The 20,900-nt window shown below is 42.2% G+C and carries 20 protein-coding genes; 12 read left to right on the top strand and 8 right to left on the bottom strand.

The features are described 5' to 3' along the window. The coding region (locus Q0Q74_RS12460) for an AAA family ATPase (RefSeq protein ID WP_294431323.1) at positions 1 to 1,743 on the top strand (1,743 nt) is incomplete at its 5' end. Further along, positions 1,740 to 2,780, top strand: a complete 1,041-nt coding sequence (gene mcrC / locus Q0Q74_RS12465; RefSeq protein WP_294431326.1) for a 5-methylcytosine-specific restriction endonuclease system specificity protein McrC — start codon at positions 1,740 to 1,742, stop codon at positions 2,778 to 2,780. The genes Q0Q74_RS12460 and mcrC, both read left to right, overlap by 4 nt. 541 nt (positions 2,781 to 3,321) lie before the next feature. Here mcrC and Q0Q74_RS12470 read toward each other — a convergent pair. The 5 genes from Q0Q74_RS12470 to Q0Q74_RS12490 all read right to left on the bottom strand — a co-directional run bounded on the left by Q0Q74_RS12470 (position 3,322) and on the right by Q0Q74_RS12490 (position 7,015). Further along, positions 3,322 to 3,717: a PIN domain-containing protein gene (locus Q0Q74_RS12470; RefSeq protein WP_294431327.1), complete on the bottom strand. Its 396-nt coding sequence runs from the start codon at positions 3,715 to 3,717 to the stop codon at positions 3,322 to 3,324. Next, a complete protein-coding gene (locus Q0Q74_RS12475; RefSeq protein ID WP_294431329.1) occupies positions 3,701 to 3,946 on the bottom strand; it encodes an antitoxin AF2212-like protein in 246 nt (81 codons plus the stop codon). The genes Q0Q74_RS12470 and Q0Q74_RS12475 overlap by 17 nt, the downstream gene beginning before the upstream one ends. Before the next feature lie 67 nt (positions 3,947 to 4,013). Continuing rightward, the gene (locus tag Q0Q74_RS12480) at positions 4,014 to 4,976 is read right to left on the bottom strand and encodes an L-lactate dehydrogenase (RefSeq protein WP_294431330.1); all 963 of its coding nucleotides are present in this window, start codon (positions 4,974 to 4,976) and stop codon (positions 4,014 to 4,016) included. 49 nt (positions 4,977 to 5,025) lie between these two features. Beyond that, positions 5,026 to 5,706, bottom strand: coding sequence for a methionine ABC transporter permease (locus Q0Q74_RS12485; protein ID WP_294431332.1), 681 nt, complete (start codon positions 5,704 to 5,706; stop codon positions 5,026 to 5,028). Between the two features lie 253 nt (positions 5,707 to 5,959). Then, positions 5,960 to 7,015, bottom strand: a complete 1,056-nt coding sequence (locus tag Q0Q74_RS12490; protein WP_294431334.1) for a methionine ABC transporter ATP-binding protein — start codon at positions 7,013 to 7,015, stop codon at positions 5,960 to 5,962. Between the two features lie 83 nt (positions 7,016 to 7,098). On the opposite strand from Q0Q74_RS12490, the gene Q0Q74_RS12495 reads away from it, so the two are divergent. The 3 genes from Q0Q74_RS12495 (at position 7,099) to Q0Q74_RS12505 (ending at position 9,406) form a co-directional block, all read left to right on the top strand. Then, positions 7,099 to 8,265: a M20 family metallopeptidase gene (locus tag Q0Q74_RS12495; RefSeq protein ID WP_294431335.1), complete on the top strand. Its 1,167-nt coding sequence runs from the start codon at positions 7,099 to 7,101 to the stop codon at positions 8,263 to 8,265. 1 nt (position 8,266) lies between these two features. Next, on the top strand, positions 8,267 to 8,905 hold the full coding sequence (locus Q0Q74_RS12500) for a TatD family nuclease-associated radical SAM protein (RefSeq protein WP_294431337.1): 639 nt from the start codon (positions 8,267 to 8,269) through the stop codon (positions 8,903 to 8,905). Between the two features lie 129 nt (positions 8,906 to 9,034). Then, positions 9,035 to 9,406: a RidA family protein gene (locus Q0Q74_RS12505; RefSeq protein WP_294431338.1), complete on the top strand. Its 372-nt coding sequence runs from the start codon at positions 9,035 to 9,037 to the stop codon at positions 9,404 to 9,406. A 13-nt stretch (positions 9,407 to 9,419) separates the two neighbouring features. On the opposite strand, the gene nifH is transcribed toward Q0Q74_RS12505, so the two are convergent. Next, positions 9,420 to 10,271, bottom strand: a complete 852-nt coding sequence (gene nifH / locus Q0Q74_RS12510; protein ID WP_294431340.1) for a nitrogenase iron protein — start codon at positions 10,269 to 10,271, stop codon at positions 9,420 to 9,422. A gap of 166 nt (positions 10,272 to 10,437) precedes the next feature. Here nifH and Q0Q74_RS12515 point away from each other — a divergent pair, with 166 nt between their 5' ends. The 7 genes from Q0Q74_RS12515 (at position 10,438) to malQ (ending at position 19,506) form a co-directional block, all read left to right on the top strand. After that, complete coding sequence (locus Q0Q74_RS12515; RefSeq protein ID WP_294431341.1) at positions 10,438 to 11,913, top strand: DUF1846 domain-containing protein; 1,476 nt, start codon at positions 10,438 to 10,440, stop codon at positions 11,911 to 11,913. A 42-nt stretch (positions 11,914 to 11,955) separates the two neighbouring features. Further along, positions 11,956 to 13,614, top strand: a complete 1,659-nt coding sequence (locus tag Q0Q74_RS12520; RefSeq protein WP_294431342.1) for a putative manganese-dependent inorganic diphosphatase — start codon at positions 11,956 to 11,958, stop codon at positions 13,612 to 13,614. A gap of 279 nt (positions 13,615 to 13,893) precedes the next feature. Then, positions 13,894 to 15,228 carry an ABC transporter substrate-binding protein gene (locus Q0Q74_RS12525; protein ID WP_294431344.1) on the top strand — a complete coding sequence of 445 codons (1,335 nt, stop codon included), beginning with the start codon at positions 13,894 to 13,896 and terminating at the stop codon, positions 15,226 to 15,228. 22 nt (positions 15,229 to 15,250) lie between these two features. Next, on the top strand, positions 15,251 to 16,093 hold the full coding sequence (locus Q0Q74_RS12530) for a carbohydrate ABC transporter permease (protein ID WP_294431346.1): 843 nt from the start codon (positions 15,251 to 15,253) through the stop codon (positions 16,091 to 16,093). After that, on the top strand, positions 16,090 to 16,923 hold the full coding sequence (locus Q0Q74_RS12535; RefSeq protein WP_294431347.1) for a carbohydrate ABC transporter permease: 834 nt from the start codon (positions 16,090 to 16,092) through the stop codon (positions 16,921 to 16,923). Before Q0Q74_RS12530 ends, Q0Q74_RS12535 begins: the two co-directional genes overlap by 4 nt. Before the next feature lies 1 nt (position 16,924). Beyond that, positions 16,925 to 17,950 (top strand): LacI family DNA-binding transcriptional regulator, encoded by a 1,026-nt coding sequence (locus Q0Q74_RS12540; protein WP_294431350.1) that lies wholly within the window; start codon positions 16,925 to 16,927, stop codon positions 17,948 to 17,950. Between the two features lie 14 nt (positions 17,951 to 17,964). After that, positions 17,965 to 19,506 (top strand): 4-alpha-glucanotransferase, encoded by a 1,542-nt coding sequence (gene malQ / locus Q0Q74_RS12545; protein WP_294431353.1) that lies wholly within the window; start codon positions 17,965 to 17,967, stop codon positions 19,504 to 19,506. On the opposite strand, the gene pflA is transcribed toward malQ, so the two are convergent. Together pflA and Q0Q74_RS12555 are read right to left on the bottom strand one after the other, a co-directional pair. Next, a complete protein-coding gene (pflA, locus tag Q0Q74_RS12550) occupies positions 19,490 to 20,242 on the bottom strand; it encodes a pyruvate formate-lyase-activating protein (protein ID WP_294431355.1) in 753 nt (250 codons plus the stop codon). The genes malQ and pflA overlap by 17 nt on opposite strands. A 254-nt stretch (positions 20,243 to 20,496) precedes the next feature. Next, positions 20,497 to 20,900: glycine radical domain-containing protein (locus tag Q0Q74_RS12555; protein WP_294431358.1), on the bottom strand; the 404-nt coding region annotated here is incomplete at its 5' end.

Below are 20,900 nucleotides of genomic sequence, written 5' to 3' on the forward strand. Positions count from 1 at the left end.
GATGAATATGCTTGGTATTCAAAGTATGGAAATACCCGTGAAGAAGTTTTTGAAAATATTAAATCAAATATCATCAAAATAGCAAATGCTGCACGAAGCGGGAATTATTCTGAAATAGACGAAATTGATTTAGGCGATACATTCAAATGGAAGATTGCATTTATGTATTCTCAAAAAAAACTTATAAACTGGTTCAAGAAAGAAATCTTACTTAAGTTTGCCGAGTTTTACGGAAAAACAATAAGGAAAAATACTCCAATTTCCGAATTACAGTTGATTTTGATAGAGGAAAAAGGAGATGAAAATTTATGGGATTTTAGCAAACAGCTTTTGTCTATATGGAATGAAATGCAAAATCAAAATACAGAAGATAACCCAAACACAGAAAGTTCTGTTCACTATTGGATTTATTCACCTGGTGAAAATGCTTTTAAATGGAAAGAATTTCATGAAAAAGGAATCATGGCTCTTGGCTGGGAAGAACTGGGAGATTTAAAGGCGTATGATAGCAGAGAAGAAATAAAAGAAAAGTTACAGGAACAATACACTGATTCATCATGCATGAATTCATCTCTTGCAACTTGGCAGTTCGCAAATGAAATGAAAGTTGGCGATGTCATTTTTGTTAAAAAAGGGATGTACAAAGTAATCGGTCGTGGTGTAGTAACTGGTGATTATGAATTTGACGCCAACAGAACAGATTATAATCATATTCGAAAAGTAAACTGGACTCATGACGGAGACTGGAAACATCCTGGGCAGGCAGTTATGAAGACTCTTACAGACATAACAGATTATACTGATTATGTTGAAAAGCTTAACGCTCTGTTTGAGATTGAAGAAGCGCCTTCAGAAGAAATCAGAAGTTTTAAACCTTATGATAAATCAAATTTCTTGTCAGAAGTTTTTATTTCTCCAGAGAAATACGAAACTATACTTGGGCTTCTTGAGAGAAAGAAAAATATAATTTTACAAGGTGCACCAGGAGTAGGTAAATCATTTGCTGCAAAACGCCTTGCATATTCTATCCTTGAAGAAAAAAACACAAATCAAGTTAAGGTAATACAGTTTCATCAAAACTATAGTTATGAAGACTTTATTGTTGGATTTAGACCTTCTGAAGATGAGGGTAAGCAGTTTGAAAAGCGCTATGGAGTTTTCTATGATTTCTGCAAAAAAGCAGCTGACGATAATAATAACAAATACTTTTTCATAATTGACGAAATAAACCGTGGTAATTTAAGTAAGATTTTTGGAGAACTTTTGCTTCTGATAGAAAACGATAAACGTGGAAAAGAATATAAAATTCAGCTTTTGTACTCAAAGGAAGACTTTTATATTCCTGAAAACGTTTATATAATCGGAATGATGAATACTGCAGACAGAAGTCTTGCTATGATTGACTATGCGCTTCGCAGGCGTTTTTCTTTTGTCGAATTTGAGCCAGCCTTTGAAACAGAAGGATTTAAACAATTGCAAGGTGAAATTTCGAACGAAAAGTATAATCGGCTTATTGAAGAAATCATTGATCTAAATAAAGAGATAGCGGAAGATGTTTCTCTTGGAAAAGGGTTCAGAATCGGGCATAGTTATTTTATACCAAAAGAGTCTAGTGATGTGAATGACCAATGGCTTTCTGATATTGTAAATTATGAGATTCTACCGCTTTTGGAAGAATATTGGTTCGACGAAACTGATAAAATTGAAAAATGGAAGCATAAACTGCAGGATGCAATTAAGTGAGCAAGGCTATTCTTATAAAGAACATTTACTATATGCTCTCGTATGCATTTCAGGTTCTGAATCAGCAAACTTATAAAAGCATTGCTACCGAATCTTTCAAAAATACAGCTGATATGTTTGCCTTGATTTTATGTAAAGGAATCGAGAGCCAGTTGAAGCGATATTTAAATCGTGATTATGTCACCAAAACAGAAACCCTTTCCTCTTTACGGGGAAGTATTCGTGTTACAGAATCTATAAATCAAATGTCTTTTTTGAATAAAAAACTAGTATGTTCATTTGACGAATTTTCAAATGATTCTTATATGAATAGGATTTTAAAATCAACAATACTTTTGCTTCTTAAAGCTGATGTTTCAACCGGACGGAAAAAAGCTTTGAAAGCTTTATTGCTGTATTTTATTGAAGTAAGGGAAATAGATGTTTATCGGATAAACTGGAAATTTCATTTTAATCAGAATAATCAGACATATAGAATGTTGATGGGGATATGTTATTTGATTATAAAAGGACTGTTACAAACTCAATCAAGCGGAAAAACAAAGTTGATGGAGTTTATTGATGAACAAAGAATGAGTCATTTATATGAGAAATTCGTGCTCGAATATTATAAGAAACATTTCCGAAATCTTAATCCAAGTGCAAATTATATTGATTGGGATGCACAAGGTGATATTGAATACTTACCAGCTATGAAAACAGACATTACTTTGACAGATAGTTTGCAAAATAGAGTACTGATTATTGATACGAAATATTACGGACGAACCATGCAGAGTCAATTCGGCAAGAGTTCCTATCATAGCGGAAATCTATATCAAATACTTTCATATGTAAATAATAAGCAAGCCAAATTTGATGGTGTAGTAAGTGGAATGTTACTTTATGCAAAAACTGATGAAGAGGTAACACCGAACCAGAAGAACTTAAGAATTCTAGGAAGCAAGTTTTCAATTCAAACATTAGATTTAAATCTTGAGTTTGCTAAAATCGAAGAGCAATTAAAAAATATTGTAGAGGAATTCTCTAATTCGTAAAGTTCTATCAATTAAAAAGCCACATTAAAAGATGAAGAACTGTAATAGAAAAGCAATTTGAATCAATCGGCAACCTTATGATTTACCAGAATGAAAAGGGAGACACAAAGGTTGATGTACTTTTTCAGGATGGAAAAATATAGATGACTCAGGTTGCCATTGCAGAGCTTTATCAGACAAAATTACAGAATATTACTCGTTTGTTGCGTTAGGGATTGTAGCCCATGCCCGAAGGGCAGTTCTGGAATGAGCATAGCGAATGGAAGAATGGAGCGCGGTTAGCGCGGAAGGGCGGAAAGCCCGACCGACCGCGAAGCGGTCGGAAACGCTTCGAGTGGCTTGCCGACCTCAGGCGTTTCTACCTTTTTAGTTTTCTTATAACTGTTCAATTTTTTATTTAAAAAAAAAGCGCCGTCGCAACGCCGCTCTCGTAAGAAACACAAAATAACGTGTTCTCCAATCTGACAAAAATATAATGCAGAAAAGTTATGTAGTCAATCAGAATTACATTGGAACGCTTTTTACAGTCTCTCTGAATAATCTAAAACCAATCCATCAGTTTCAGATTGGGGATATTCTCAAAGTGCTTTGTATTGTGCGTTACGAGCGTCATATCATTTGCAATGGCAGTTGCAGCAATCAGCAAATCCATATCGTCAGTTGTTTTTCCAATTTTCTGAACATGGGCTTTTATCTTGCCAAAAACATCCATAACATTTGTTGTAATGTCTGTAATCGGAAAAATATCTTTTATCTCACTAACAGTTTTGAGGTTCTTTTCGACGGACTTGGATTTTTCAGCACCATAAACAAGTTCTCCATAAGAAACAACAGAGACTGACATCGGCTCATTTTGGTATTTCAAAAAATTTCCGTTCACATTGCCCATATTTTTGAGGCGATAGATAAGAATATTTGTATCAATCAAAAAGTGCATTTTCCGCCCCAAATCTAGTTGAATTATTTCTTGAGCTGTTTATAGTTTTAAGTATTTCATCCGCGCTTTCGTTTCCAGCCCAAGAAAGTTTCAAAAACTTCTGTGCAGGCGTTTCAAGGTCATCTTTTTCGTCAACAACAATCAAAACCTGCTGGCTGGGCTTGAAATTATATCGCTGTAAAGGAATAAATGTCGTGCCATTGTAATAAGCTTTTACTGCTGTCATCATAAGTGCACCTCCGCTTTTATTATAACACACACTCTCCGTTATTGCGAGTACAGCACAGAAATCTTACTTACATCCCCAGTGCCCGCCGGTAATTTTCCTTCATGCTGGCAACACTCGCGTCAAATTTAGCCTTCTCCCCTTCCGTCAGCTTAAGTTCAATCACTTCTGCCACGCCCTCGCTGTTCAGACGGCAGGGAACGCTTGCAAAGACATCGGTGTAGCCGAATTCGCCCTGGAGAAGGGTTGAGACCGGAAGGATTCTGTTTTCGTCGCAGAAAATCGCCTGAACCACATTTGCGATACTGGCTCCGATTCCAAATTCCGTGCTTCCCTTGCCGCCCAGGATAATCCAGCCCGCTTTTTTGGCTGTTTGGGCAATTTCGTCGAGATTGAGTTTTCCGAACCGCTCCGGCTGCTCCTTAATCAGCTCAAGCAGAGGCTTTCCTGCCACAGTCACAAGGCTCCAGGGCACGAACTGAGTTTCTCCGTGCTCGCTTAAAGCATAGGCGTTGATTGATTTCTGGTCGTAGCCTGTGGCCTCTGCAATTGCACGGCGGACTCTCGCGCTGTCCAAAGTCGTCGAGGTTGAAAGAATCCTCCTGGAATTCCAGTTTAGTTTTTCCTGAATGTAATGGGCTACGACGTCAGCAGGATTTGAAATATTGATGATGATTCCGTCAAAGCCGCTCGCCTTAATCTTCGGCACAATGTCCTTCAAAATCTCCACGGTCGCACCCAAGGTCTGCTGCCGGTCGTTCTGGCCAGCCTGCATGTCAGGCAAAGGACCTGCCGCCACAATCAGAATGTCTGCGTCGCCAATGTCAGAATAAGTCCCGGCATAGACTTTTACATGTCGGTCAAGATAAGTGGAAGAATCAAACAAATCCAGTGCCTGAGCCGCCGCCTTTTTTTCATCAACATCGATATAAACGATTTCCTCGGCAAGTCCCTGTGAAATCAAAGCATATCCGCCATGACTTCCAACATGTCCTGCCCCAATAATTCCAATCTTCCGTCTATTAATCGCCATAAAGTCCCCCTTTAAAAACTCCTAACTGCAAATTGCTCATTGCTAATTATTAATGTCTGTTCTTCCTGACAATCCGGTTCCCCCCCAGCTGAATCAGATTGACCACAATCACAAGCACTACAATCGTAAGCCAGGTAACGTCAAGCTGGTTCCTGTCGTGACCGTACATAATCGCGTAGTTTCCAAGACCGCCAGCACCAACGGCACCAGCCATGGCAGTAAGACCAATCAGGCTCACGAGCGTAATGGTCGTTCCCCGCACAAGAGGCCCCACGCTTTCACGCAGATAGACGCGGAAAATAATGTCAAAAGGGCTCAGTCCCATGCTTTCGGCAGCTTCAACGAGGCCTTCATCGACTTCGGCAAGGGCGGTCTCAATCTGTCGGCTGAAAAAGGGCACCGTACCGAAAATCAGAGGCACAATCGCACCCCGCACGCCAATCGCCGTTCCCATAATCAGACGGCTCAGAGGCATAACGCCTGTCAGCAAAATAATGAAGGGAATCGAGCGGAACAGGTTAATCAGTTTGTCAAAAATCTGGTAAATCGGCCTGTTCTCAAGAATGCCACCCTTTTTAGTCACGGTAATCGTAATTCCAATCACGAGGCCCAGCACAAAACTAATCGCCCCCGACCACGCCGTCATAATAAAAGTCTCCAGAAGCCCGTTAAAAAATCTCTCCGGGTGCTTAGCCACATTCGGCAAAATCGTCTCAATAAAATCAGTCATAAAATCCTCCAAAAATTATAGAGAGGGGGAAAGCCTTCCCCCTGGGTTCAGCCCGCAAACGGTCTTCACCTCACCCCCATCTGCGGGGACACCCCGCAACGCCCCCAAGTATTAGACGCGGATAAACACAGATAAACGCAGATATATGTGAAAAAAATCCGCGTTAATCTGCGTCCATACGCCACTTAGTGTCGTTTGCGTTAGTAGAAATTATTTACTCGCCGCTCACGCGGCTAATGCATCTGCGTCAAAATTACTCCGTTCCTGTCTTTAGCACCTCGACCCCGACATCCAGAGCCGCGATGTGTTTCAGCGCACGGTCTATCGTTGCTTCTTCTCCGCTTACGATTGCTACCGTTCCGCCGATTGGGGCGTCCTGCACGATTTCAATCTCTGCGAAGATGATGTTTATCGTCACTTCGTACAGCCTTGAAATTGCTGAAATCAGCGGCTCGGAAACATTCTTCTTTATGTAAGTGAAGCGCACGAGTTTTTCGTCCTTTTCGAGATGCACCACAGGCGAATCTTCCTCAATCAATTCTTCGACCTTTGAAAGATTTGATGTCGAGCGGATGAATCGTTTGGTTACTTCGTTCTGAGGCTTTGCGAAAATGTCAAAAACTTCACCGCTTTCAACGACTTTTCCGTTTTCCATGACCGCAACTTTGTCACAAATCTCCTTGATTACTTCCATTTGATGCGTGATGATTACGATTGTAAGCCCCAGCTCCTTGTTAAGCCTTTTTAGAAGCGCAAGAATTGAGCGGGTTGTGGTCGGATCAAGTGCGCTAGTTGCCTCGTCACACAAGAGAATGTCTGGATTGTTTGCAAGAGCGCGCGCAATGGCAACTCGCTGCTTCTGACCGCCCGAAAGCTGGCTCGGATAATCCTTTGACTTTCCCTCAATCTCAACCAGTTTCAAAAGTTCTTTTACGCGCCCAGAAATTTCTGTCTTTGAAAGCCCAGAGCGTTTGAGAGGAAAAGCAACATTTGACTCAACAGTGCGGCTTTTCATCAGGTTGAAGTGCTGGAAAATCATTCCGATTTTTTTACGTTCTTCGCGAAGTTCCTTTGCTGAAAGCGAAAGAAAATCCTTGCCACGCACGGTCACGCTGCCCGAATTCGGCCGGCCGAGCAGGTTTATTGCCCGCACAAGCGTTGACTTTCCCGCTCCCGAATAGCCGATGATTCCAAAAATCTCGCCCTTTTTTATCGAAAGCGAAACATCATCAACCGCAGTAAAATTCCCGTCCTCAGTTTGAAAGGTCTTCGATATGTTTTTTAACTCAATAATACTGTCTTTCGTCATATTAATACCTACTGATATACTAGGTTATAAACCTATTTGACTATTTGGTCAATAGGTAGTACCCTTTTCCAGCGGAGGAACAAATGTTGATTCTGGAAGAAGCCCTTGAGCTCAAACCTTACATGGTCGAGCTGCGAAATTATTTTCATTCTCATCCTGAACTTGCGCTCAATGAGTTCAACACTTGCTGTTATATAGAAGAAAATCTTTCAGAAATGGGGCTTCCATTCAAAAGAGTCGCCGGAACAAATGTCATCGCGGAGCTTGACTCTGGCGTTCCTGGGAAAACGCTTCTTCTCCGTGCGGACATTGACGCCCTTCCGATTCAGGAAGAAAATGATGTGCCTTACAAAAGCCAGAATTCTGGAATCATGCACGCCTGCGGTCACGACGGCCACACGGCTTATCTTTTGGGAGCGGCAAAAATCCTTTCCGCACACAAAAAAGACTTTAAGGGCAAAGTGATTTTTGCTTTTCAGGCAGCAGAAGAAATCGGAAACGGTGCGCGGGATATAATCAATTCCGGGGTTTTAGACGATGTGGACCGTACCTTTGCAATTCACTTTCAGTCCGGCCTTGATGTCGGAAAATTTGCAATCAAAACAGGAAGCGACATGGCAAGCTGCGACCGGCTCAAAATCACGATTCAAGGAAAAGCAAGTCACATCACATATCCTGAACTTGGCGCAGATTCACTTTTTGTCGGCGCACTGATTGCCTCTCAGCTTCAGACGGTCGTTTCAAGGCTCGTTTCGCCGGTTGAAGGCGGCTTAATCGGAATCGGAAGCTTTCATTCCGGCACGACCTACAACATAATTCCATCTGAGGCTGTTTTGGAAGGAACAATCAGGGCTTTTTCAAAAGAATCAAGGAAAAAACTCGCCGATGCAGTGCGCAAAATCGCTACAAATATTGCGGAAGAATACGGAGCAAAAGCAGATGTTGAAATCGAAGACATTTCAGACCCGCTCATAAATCCAGCTGAAACCGTGGCTGAAGTCATCGAATCTGCAAAGAAAATCGTTCCGGCTGAAAACATCATCACGAACATCGAAAAACGCTTCATGGCTGACAATTTCGCAGATTTTTCACGCAAAGCACCGGGAACATATATTCACGCAGGCTCCAGCGACAGCGAAGCAACAAGCTACCCGCATCACAACGAGCATTTTGACCTTGCCGAAGACAGCTATCACTACGCCGCCGCCCTTGCCGTGCAGTATGCGCTTGATTTTCTGAACGGAGAATAATATGAAGAAAGGCATGACAATCATTTATCCTGAGTACAATGGACTTTACATCAACCTCACGAACCGATGCCCTTGTGCATGCACCTTTTGCATCAGGCAGAAATCCAGCGGAGCAGAATTCGACAATGTTGAGACTCTCTGGCTCGAACGCGAACCCGACGCACAGGAAGTGATTGAGGCAATCAAAGCCGAGGCGCAGACCGAACGCTTCAAGTCATACAAAGAATTCGTTTTCTGCGGATACGGAGAGCCGACCGAAGTCCTCGATGTCCTTCTTGAAGTCGCCTCATTCCTCAAGGCAAATTTCACACTTCCTGTCAGAATCAACACGAACGGGCTTGGAAATCTCATCAATAAAAAAGATATCGTTCCTCTTCTCGCGGGCAAAATTGACGCGCTTTCAATCAGCCTGAACTCAAGCAATCCGGAAATATATGAGGCAACAGTTCGGCCGGTTTTCAAGGAAAAAGCCTTTCCTGCCATGATTCAATTCGCCGAAGAAGCCGGAAAAGTGATTCCGAAAGTGATTTTGAGCACGGTTGAAACAACAATCTCAAAAGAGGACGAAGAAAATTGTACGCGTCTTTGCGAAAAACTCGGCGTAATTCATAGAATCCGAAAGTTCATTGATATAAAATAAAAAAAAGAGAAAACGCATCCTATATTTTTGAGTTTTGTTTTTCAAAACTCATTAGCAAGCTTGCTTGCGACGGTTTCTTTTTCTCTTTCAATCTTTTTTTCTTCCAAATTTTCCCAAAAAGGAGTTTATATGAAAACAATCGAAACAAAATCTGCACCGGCCGCAATCGGCCCTTATTCACAGGCAATTCTGGCAAACGGATTTTTGTACACATCCGGTCAGATTCCGCTCAATCCAGAGAGCGGCACAATCGAAGCTGCCGGAATTGAAGAGCAGAGCGAGCAGGCAATCAAAAATCTTGGTGAAATTCTGAAAGCTGCTGGCTCTGATTTTTCAAAGGTCGTAAAAACTACTTGTTTCCTTGCAGATATAAAGGACTTCGCAGCATTCAATGCGGTATATGAAAAATATTTCGTTTCAAAGCCCGCCCGAAGCTGCGTGGAAGTAGGTGCATTACCAAAAGGTGCTCTGGTTGAAATAGAAGCCATCGCACTAGCATAACTGAATTGGGCAGTTAAATTGAGTAGTTTCCTTCCGGTTCCATCATGCCGTTTTCGATAAGGATTTCTTCGAGGCGTTCCTGAGTGATTGGGGTTGGAATCGTGAAGTTTGTGTTCTCGTCGATTGCCTGAGCCAAATCACGGTAAACCTGTGCCTGAGAGCTTTCCGGGGCGTACTCAATTACGGTCTTCTTTCGGATTTCTGCCTGCTGGACGATGTTGTTTCGTGGAACAAAGTAAATCAGCTGAGTGTTAAGCTCTTTTGTGAAAGCACGGAGCAAATCAAGCTCGCGGTCAACATTTCGGCTGTTACAGATAATTCCGCCCAATCGAACATCGCCTCGTTCAGCATAGCGGGCAATACCTTTACAAATGTTGTTTGCGGCATACAAAGCCATCATTTCACCAGAAGCAACGATGTAGATTTCCTGAGCCTTGCCTTCACGGATTGGCATTGCAAAGCCACCACATACGACATCACCCAAAACATCGTAGAAAACATAGTCCAAATCTTCTGTGTATGCGCCCAAATTCTCAAGCATTGAGATTGAAGTGATGATACCTCGACCAGCACAACCAACTCCTGGCTCCGGGCCTCCCGACTCAACGCAGCGAACGCCCTTGAAACCGACTTTCTGCAAGTCTTCAAGCTGGATTTCTGTCTTGTTGTCACGGATTGTGTCCAAAACCGTTTTCTGATGAAGTCCGCCCAAAAGAAGTCGTGTTGAGTCAGCCTTAGGGTCACAGCCGACGACCAAAACATTTTTTCCAAGTTCAAGCAAACCTGCTGTAAGGTTCTGTGTTGTAGTTGATTTTCCGATTCCGCCTTTTCCGTAAATCGCTATCTGTCGAAGTTTCTTAGCCATATCATGTACCTCGTTTTTGTTATAACATTATTACCTAGTTATTTTGTAGGTATATGTATTATGTTGATAATAACCTACTATGTCAATAGGTAGCGGGGCGCTACGGGGTAGGGAGCGACTTCCCCCTTTTTTTTTATCGCTGAATTCTATATAATATAATCCCGTTATGAAAAACGGATTTGATAATGAAAAGTATCTGCGGATACAGTCTGAACACATTAAGGAACGGATTGCCAAGTTTGGCGATAAGCTTTATCTGGAATTTGGCGGTAAATTGTTTGATGATTACCATGCCAGTCGCGTTCTTCCAGGATTCCAGCCGGATTCAAAACTCAAAATGCTCATGCAACTCGCTGATATGGCAGAAATTGTCATCGTAATCAGTGCCGTTGACATCGAAAAAAACAAGGTTCGCGGGGACCTGGGCATTACTTATGACAAAGATGTTTTGCGATTGCGAGATGAGTTCCAGAATCTTGGTCTCATGGTTGGTTCGGTCGTAATTACTCATTTCAAAGGTCAGGAAAGCGCAAAGGCATTCAAGAGCAAGCTCAAGCGCATGAACATAAAGTGCTACTATCATTATTTAATCGAAGGATATCCGAATAATGTCGCTTTGATCGATTCTGACGAAGGCTACGGAAAAAATGATTATGTTGAAACGACCCGTCCGCTCGTTGTTGTTACAGCCCCGGGCCCTGGAAGCGGAAAAATGGCTGTCTGTTTGAGCCAGCTTTATCAGGAGCAGAAGCGCGGAATCAAGGCCGGTTATGCCAAATTCGAGACTTTCCCAATCTGGAACTTGCCGCTCAAACATCCTGTCAACCTTGCTTACGAGGCTGCCACAGCTGATTTGAACGACGTCAACATGATTGACCCGTTTCATCTTGAAGCTTATGGCGAGACAACCGTAAACTACAACCGCGACATCGAGATTTTTCCTGTTTTAAACGCAATTTTTGAAGGAATTTACGGCGAAAACCCTTACAAATCTCCTACTGACATGGGCGTAAACATGGCCGGCTATTGTATTTTTGACGACGAGGCTTGTCGTGAGGCTTCAAATCAGGAAATTATCCGCCGATATTTTACAGCCCTTGATGATTTGGTCGAGGATAAAGGCACGGAAAACGAAGTCAATAAAATCGCACTTCTTATGAAGCAGGCAAAAATTACTCCAGAAGACCGAAAAGTCGTAATTCCGGCGAATGAACGGGGTGCAAAGGCAAATGCTCCTGCTGCGGCGATTGAACTTGATGACGGCACAATCATCACATCAGAAACTTCAAGCCTTTTGGGAACCTGTGCGGCTCTCATTCTGAATGCTACAAAGCATCTGGCTGGAATCGACCATAAAGTCAAGCTTATTCCAAAAGACATGATTGAGCCGATTCAGAACATGAAGGTCAATTATTTGGCTGGAAACAATCCTCGTCTTCATACCGATGAGGTTCTGGTTGCTCTGGCAATGCTTTCTCCTTCAAACGAAAACTGCAAAAAGGCTCTTGAACAGCTTCCTAAGTTGAAGGGCTGTCAGGTTCACACGACGGTCATGCTCTCTGAAGTTGACAGAAAAATCTTCAAGAAGCTTGGGGTAAATCTCACTTGTGAGCCGGTGCTAAAAAAGAGCCGTCACAAGTAGAAAATCGGCTCTGTTAGCAGTATAATATAGAAGAAATTGATTATGGAAAAAACAATCTATATTTTTGGTCATAAAAATCCTGATACGGACTCAGTTGTTTCGGCTACGGCTTATGCTGCTTTCAGGCATGCTCAGGGGGCAAGTGAGTACAAGGCCTGTCGTGCCGGAAAATTGAATCCTCAGACGGAGTACATTTATAAGAAATTCGGAATCACACCGCCTGAATTTATTCCCGACATGAATCCTCGTGTCGCATATTACATGAACGATAAAGCTGATGTCATAAATCAGATGACTCCTTTTTGGGAAGCATCGGCTTTCATGCGTGAAAAAGGGCGTAAAGTTTTTCCTGTTGTAGATGATGAAGGTCATTACAAGGCAATTCTGAACTATAACTCGTTTACCAATAAAATCTTTGAAATCCTGAAGCCTGAGCATCATCTTTCTGTGGTTACGAATGTCAATCTGATGAGTCAGACTTTGCGCGGAAAGGTTTTGTGCAAGGGTGATGAAGCTGATGTTCTTCACACTTATACTATTATTTCCGGGGCATCAAAATTTGAATCTTTCAGGCAGACGCTTGACGGTCACAGTGATAAAGAAAGCATTGTTGTTGTTACCGGTGATCGCGAAGATATTCAGACTTTGTGCCTGGAGCGTAAGGTTCGTGCCTTGATTTTGAGTGCCGGTCGTGTTCCAAGTGAGGCAGTGCTTGAGGCGGCAAAAAAATCTGGTACAAGCATTATCGTCAGTAAATATGATACTGCTTCTACTTCCATGCTGCTTCTTTATTCAACGCCGGTTCGTGTTCTTTGTGACCAGACAATCAAACCAATCAAACGCGAAGACACGATTCAGCAGATTATGCCGCGTCTCAAAGAAGTTGCAAGCCAGATTCTCCCTGTCGTTGATGATGAAAATAAAGTCATTGGCGTTCTCAGTGAAATCGATGTTCATCATGAACCAAAAGTTGCCCTTGCGCTGGTTGACCATAACGAAAAGTCTCAGATTGTTGACGGTTTCGAGCATTATAAAATTTTCGATATTGTTGACCATCACAGACTCGGTTCTGTCAGCACAAAAACTCCTATTACTTTCATCAATTTTCCTCTCGGATCAACTTCTACTATTATTGCGCGTCTTTTCCGTGAAGAATGCATCGAAATTCCGCTTGATGTGGCCAAACTTCTTCTATGTGGAATTTTGAGTGATACCCTGATTTTGCAGAGCGCAACGACTACGAGCCTTGATGTTGAAACGGCAGAATTTCTTGCCAAAATGACCGGACTTGATGTTAAGGCGCTTGGAGAAGAAATCATCAAGGCAGGAAGCCGAATTTCAGGCCGTTCACCGCTGGAAGTCATAAATCAGGATATGAAAGAATATAACGAGGGAAAAGTGACTTTCACTGTGAGCCAGATAGAGGTCGATGGCACAGAGGAAGTCGTTGATAGGAAAGATGAATTCCTTGCGGATTTGGAGAATGAGCGCAAAAAGCATGGTGCAATGTTTGCGGCTCTCCTTGTGACGGACATTTCATCACTCAGTTCAATTATGCTGATTGCAGGTGATGAGCGTTTCCTTCAGTTCTTGAACTTCCCGAAACAGGACGAAAAAATCTATTTCTTAAAGGATGTCGTGAGCCGAAAGAAGCAGCTGATTCCAATGCTCACTGAAATTCTTGCTTCTTTTTCTGTGTAAGATGAAATAGAAAAATGCCGGGTTTTGCATTTAGTGAACAGTGTAAAACTCGGCATTTATTCTAATATATCGTAATAGTTCAATATTTGTAGAATCTGCATTATTTTTCGTCAGAAATTCACTTTTTTCTAAAAAAATATTCATAAAATCAGAAAATGAAACCAAAATATTTGACTTTTTCCGTACTTAAAACATATACTTAAGACTGGGAATTTTGGAAACGATTCCAAAATAAAGCGGTCTCAAGATTCCCGATTATTTTCTAAAATGGAGTGCGTTATGAAAAAAACGAACAAAATTCTCTCAGTTCTTGCCTCTGGAGTGATGCTCATGGGGCTGGTTTCTTGTGGCGAAAAGAAAGCCGCTTCAGTCAGATTCTTGAATTTTAAGCCTGAAGTCACAGAACAGTACAAGCAGCTTGCCGCTGAGTATGAAAAGCAGACTGGCGTAAAGGTAATCGTTGAGACTGCCGCAAACAACTCTTACGAGCAGACACTCATGTCAAAAATGGCTACAAAAGAAGCACCGACTCTTTTCCAGATTAACGGACCAAAAGGTTATGCACGCTGGAAGGACTATTGTGCTGACCTCAAAAACACTGAGCTTTATAAGCATTTGAGTGACAAATCAATTGCTGTTACTGCTGACGGTGGCGTTTACGGAATTCCTTATGCAATCGAAGGCTACGGAATCATTTACAATAAGGCGCTTACAGACAGCTATTTTGCTCTTCCTTCAAAAGAGACCAGCTACAGCAGCATGGACGAAATCAACACTTTTGCAAAACTCAAGGAAATCGTTGCTGACATGCAGAAAAATGCTGAAAAACTTGGTGTAAAAGGCGTTTTCGCTTCTACTTCACTCAAGGCTGGCGAAGACTGGCGCTGGCAGACACACCTTGCAAATCTTCCTGTTTACTACGAATTCAAAACAAACAACACAGACCTTGCTTCTGACGCAACGAATAAGATTGATTTTTCTTTCGGTGATAATTTCCGAAATATCTTCGACCTTTATCTTGATTATTCTGTTGTTGACCGCAAAACTGTCGGTACAAAGACTGTTGTTGATTCTATGTCAGAATTTGCTCTTGAAAACTGTATTATGGTTCAGAACGGAAACTGGGCTTGGGGACAGATTGCTGATGTTCAGGGCAACAAAGTTCTTCCGGAGAATGTAAAGTATCTTCCTATTTATACAGGTGTTGACGGTGAAGAAGCACAGGGCTTGTGCGTTGGTACAGAAAACTTCTTCTCAATCAATTCTGCTGCATCTGAGGCAGACCAGAAGGCCGCTGCTGACTTCATTTACTGGCTCTTCTCTAGCGAAATCGGCAAAAACTATGTTACAAATGAGTTCCACTTTATCGCTCCGTTCGACACATTCTCTGAGTCAGAGCGACCAACAGACCCATTGGCAAAAGAGGTTATCGCATGGACTTCAAAACCAGGAATCAATTCTGTTCCATGGAACTTCACATTGTTCCCGTCTCAGAAATTCAAGGACGACTTCGGTTCATCTTTGCTCCGATATGCACAGGGCTCTAAAGAATGGACTGCTGTTGCTTCTGATGTTGTTTCAAGCTGGGCAAAAGAAAGTGCTTCTGCACAGTAATTGATTTTTACGGGAGTTGAAAATGAGAAAATCTGCACGCTATTTTCCAATTTTTGTTCTCCCGACTCTGCTTGCATTTACCTTGTTTTTTGTGATTCCGTTCCTTATGGGAATTGGGCTTTCGTTCACAAAATTCAACACTGTCACAAATGCCAAATGGGTCGGACTTGAGAACTATATCAAGGCTTTTACTTATGATGGAGAATTTATTCATGCACTTGGATTTACTTCTCTGTTCACTCTCGTTTCAATGGTCACGGTAAATGTATTTGCATTTGCCCTGGCCCTCATGCTTACAAAAAAGATTCGCGGAACCACGCTTTTCCGCTCGATTTTTTTCCTGCCGAATTTGATTGGCGGAATCGTTCTTGGTTATATCTGGAATCTTTTGATTAACGGCGTTCTTGCCAGATTCGGCGTGGATATAACTTTTAAAACAGAATACGGCTTTTGGGGACTTGTCGTACTTACAAACTGGCAGCTTGTTGGGTACATGATGGTAATTTACATCGCAGGTTTACAGAATGTTCCCGAAGAGCTTCTTGAGGCTGCCGAAATTGACGGGGCATCACCTCTTTCTATTTTGTTCCGGGTAAAAATCCCAATCGTAATGCCATCAATTACAATCTGTACATTCCTTACTTTGGCAAACACTTTCAAGATGTTTGACCAGAATTTAGCCCTTACGGCGGGCGCTCCCGAAAACAGTACAGAAATGCTTGCCCTTAACATTTACAACACATTCTATGGAAGGGTAGGCTGGCAGGGAGTCGGTCAGGCAAAGGCTGTCGTGTTCTTCATCATTGTCGCAGTCCTTGCATTCCTTCAGCTTAAACTTACTGGAAAAAAGGAGGTTGAACAATGAAAAATAAAACTGAAGAAAATGCAACCAGTCTCACTCTCGTTGTGCTTTCTGTTCTCTTCCTTATTCCTATTGCTCTTGTAATTTTGAATTCGTTTAAGTCTCGCCTTTTCATTTCCAGCAATCCTTTTGCTTTGCCGCGCCATGAAATGTTCGCCGGACTTACAAATTATATAAACGGTCTTTCAACATCAGGCTTTTTCCTTGCGTTTTTGCGCTCGGTTTTCATTACGCTTGCATCTGTTGGCCTGATTCTTGTCTGTACTTCGATGACATCATGGTTTATCGTGCGTGTTAAGAACCGATTCACAAAATGGCTTTACTATCTTTTTGCGTTCAGCATGATTGTTCCTTTTCAGATGGTCATGTATACAATGACATACATCGTAAATCTTTTGAATTTTGATAATGTTGTTGGAATCAATTTCGTTTATCTTGGATTCGGCGCAGGGCTTTCAGTCTTTATGTTTGCCGGATTCATAAAGTCGGTTCCAATGGATATTGAAGAAGCTGCTGAAATTGACGGTTGCAGTCCTTTACAGACATTTTTCCTGGTCGTTTTCCCGGTTTTAAAGCCAACGGCAATCACTGTCGCAATTCTCAATGCCATGTGGATTTGGAATGACTATCTTCTTCCATATCTTGTTCTGGGAACTGACAGTAAAACCGTTCCTGTTGCAATTCAGATTGCAATGCAGGGGGCTTACGGTGCCACTGATTACGGCGGATTCATGGCAATGCTCGTGCTTGCAATAATTCCTATCATCGCTTTTTATCTTTTTGCCCAAAAATACATTATCAGCGGTGTAATTTCTGGAGCTGTGAAGGGATAAAATGACAATACGAGATATTGCAAGAGAATGTGGTGTGGGAGTTGGTACGGTTTCCCGCGTCATAAACGGACAGCCCGGTGTAAAATCTGAAACCAGAGAAAAAGTTCAGGCTGTGGTAAACAAACATGGCTTTGTCGTAAATCAGAACGCAAAGCTTTTAAAAGAGCAGGAAAGAAAGACAATTTACATTCTTGTAAAGGGTACTTCAAATATCCTGTTTAATTCTCTTTTGGAGATTATTCAGAACAGATTTGAGGCCCTTCCTTACAATACGAGTGTGGTCCTTCTTGATGAATACGACAATGAGGCTCAGTGCGCGTCACGCATTTTTTACGAGCAGAAGCCTCTTGGTATGGTCTTCCTTGGCGGAAACCCGGACATTTACCGTGAAGATTTTATGAAGATTCAGATTCCATGCGTTCTGATTACGAACAGTGCGGATTCTGTCGTCAATAAAAATCTTTCAAGTGTCAGTACCGATGACAGAAAAGCCAGCGCCTATTTAACGGAATATCTTATTAAGTGTGGGCATAAAAAAATCGGGGTGATTGGTGGTGAACTGAAGTCTTCAGAAGTAACTGTCAGGCGATATGAAAGTTTTCTGGAGACGATGAAAAAGCACGGACTGGACTTTGACTATGATACACAGTATGCCTTGTCAAAGTATTCTTTTGACGGTGCGGCAGCTGCTGTAAAAGTCCTGCTGAAAAATTGTCCGGATTTGACGGCAATATTTACAATGGCGGATGTTATGGCAATCGGTGCTGTCCGAAGCCTTAGTGATATGGGGCTTTCCGTTCCGAAAGACATTTCAGTTGTTGGATTCGATGGAATTTCCATTGCGGATTTTTTCTGTCCGAGAATTACGACAATCCGGCAGAAAACTGAACTTCTGGCCGAGCAGGGAATTTCCGCCCTGCTTGAGTGCATAGAATCTCAGGAAAAAAGCAAACATACGCTCCTTCCTTTTGATTTTGTTGAGGGGGAAAGCGTACTGAATCTTTATAAAAATATAGAAAAAAGTTAAAAGGGGATATAAAAATGGGTACATTGAATAAAAGGGCTTCCGGAGTGCTTATGCACATTTCATCTTTGCCAGGAAGCGCAGGTATCGGAACCCTGGGGCGCAGTGCTTATGATTTTGTAGATCGTCTCAGTGAAGCAGGGCAGTCTTATTGGCAGATTCTTCCGATTTGTCCGACAAGTTACGGTGATTCTCCGTATCAGTCTTTTTCAACCTCGGCAGGAAATCCATACTTCATTGATTTTGATGAGCTTGTTAAGGACGGATATCTTGATTATTCTGATTTCGAATTGATTGACTGGGGATGGGATTCTTGCAAAATTAATTACGGCATTTTGTACATGAGGCGTCCGCTTGTTTATGCCAAGGTTTTCAAGAAATTTGTAAAGAATATTCCTTGTGATTTCGGTCAGTTCTGCGAAAAAAACGCTGACTGGATTGATGACTATGCTCTTTTTATGGCAATCAAGGACAGTCATAAAGGTGCGCCGCTTTCTAGCTGGGAAGACGATTTGCGCCTTCGAAAGCCTGAAGCAATCGAATCATTCCGTTCAAATAACGAAGACTTGATTTTGATGCATAAAATGCTCCAATACTTTTTCTTCCTTCAGTGGGGCCGCTTAAAGACCTATTGCAACTCAAAGGGAATCAAAATTATCGGTGATTTGCCGATTTATGTTTCTGCTGACAGTGTTGATGTATGGTCTTCTCCAGATATTTTTGCACTTGATGAAAATTTAAATCCTATCGAAGTGGCAGGCTGTCCTCCGGATGCTTTTTCTGCAGACGGTCAGCTTTGGGGCAATCCTGTATATAATTGGGAACGCCTTAAAGAGACAGGCTATGAATGGTGGAAAAAACGCCTGAATCGCTGTCTTGAAACTTATGATATCATCAGAATTGACCATTTCCGTGGATTTGAATCATATTACTGTATACCGGCTGGTTCTAAAACTGCTGCAAACGGTGTATGGCGTAAAGGACCGGGAATGGATTTGTTTAAGGTTGCAAATTTAGGTGATAAACCGATTATTGCCGAAGATTTGGGATTCTTGACTGAAGATGTCCGAAAACTCTTGAAGGATACAGGGTTCCCAGGAATGAATGTCCTTCAGTTTGCATTTGACACCCGTGATGAAAATGACTATCTTCCTGAGAATTATATCGAAAATTCTGTCGTTTATACAGGAACCCACGACAACGATACAATTTTGGGCTGGACGAAATCTGCTCCAAAAGAATCGGTTGAACAGGCTCTTGAATACTTCGGATTAAAGAAAGACCGCGGTTTGAACAAGGCAATGATGGAGGCCGCACTTCAGAGCAAATCAAACACTTGTATTCTTACAATGCAGGATATTCTTGCAAAAGGTGTAGAGGGAAGAATGAACACGCCGTCAACCCTTGGTCACAACTGGCAGTGGCGTGCTACAGAAAAAGAACTTTCGGCTGCTGACTGGAAGTGGCTCTGGCAGACAACCGAAAAAACACATCGTCTTCCTGAAAGACTAAAACAAAAAGCAGGCAAACTTTCCGCTTCAATTAGTCCTTCCATTTAGTATATTTGTCACATTCAAGAATGCGTCTGGCATTTTCCACGCGTTCTTGAGTGGGGCTTTCCGTTTTTTCGAGAGGGTAGGCAATTCCCAAATCCTTGTACTTGGTGATTGCAAGTCCGTGGTAGGGCAAGATTTCAACCCGCTCTACATTATGAAGTGTGCGGATAAAATCCCTGGTTTGTGTGAGATATTCGTCGTTGTCGGTGATTCCTGGAACAAGGACATGACGAATCCAGATTGGCTTTTTGATTTCGTCAAGATAAGCGAACATTTCGCGTACATTTTTGCCTGTGCAGCCGGTGAGTTTTTTATGCTCTTCCTCATTGATGTGCTTTATGTCCACAAGAAGGATATCAGTAACATCCATGAGGCGCTTGAATTTTTCAAACCATTCACCTTCGCGTTTGAATGGACCGCCTGCCGTGTCGATGCAAGTGTTTATGTTGCGTTCCTTTGCCTTTGTAAAAAGTTCAATTAAAAAATCAATCTGTGCAAGCGGTTCCCCGCCAGAAACCGTGATTCCGCCTTTTTTGCCCCAGTAGTCCCGGCAGCCTTCGGCTTCATCCAAAAGCTGGTCGGCGGTGTAAAGCTTGCCGCGGGTCATTTCCCAGGTGTCAGGATTGTGGCAATAAAGGCAGCGGAAAGGACAGCCCGAAAAGAAAATGATGAATCGAACTCCAGGCCCGTCAACCGAACCAAAAGATTCCAACTGATGAATATATCCTTGTAATGCCATTTAGTACCTCTGAATTATAAAAACCGAGCATGATTTGTTGTAACAAAATCACGCCTGTCTATAAAAAAGAAAGAAAATCTATAAAAAATTCCTCACAGAGCTTAAGAGTACACAGAGGAATATTACATATATATGAAATAAAACACCCCAGTCATATTGCTTGCGATAAGAATAAGACTGAGGTGTACTTTTTACTTTTCAAAAATCCCTCTGTGGTCTTTGTGTACTCTGTGAGGGATTTTATTGAAATCTAATTACAATGAAGCATGGCAGGTTCGAGCGATAACGTCGTCCTGCTGCTCTTTTGTAAGGTTGATGAAGCGAACTGCATAACCAGAAACGCGGACTGTGAAGTTAGCGTACTCAGGTTTTTCTGGGTGAGCCTGGCAGTCCTTGAGCTTCTCTACGCCGAAGACGTTTACATTCAAGTGGTGTGAGCCGCGTGAGAAGTATCCGTCGAGGACGTTTACGAGGTTGTCAATTCGCTCGTCCTCATCGTGTCCCAAAGCAGACGGGTTGATTGTCTGTGTGTTTGAGATACCATCGAGAGCGTAGTGATACGGAAGTTTTGCGACAGATTTGAGTGATTTTACGAGCCCCTTTGTCTCTGCGCCGTAAGCCGGGTTAGCTCCTGGAGAGAATGGCTCGTGAGCCTTTC

This window comes from uncultured Treponema sp. (assembly GCF_946187725.1).
In the GTDB taxonomy this organism is placed as follows: Bacteria; Spirochaetota; Spirochaetia; order Treponematales; family Treponemataceae; genus Treponema_D.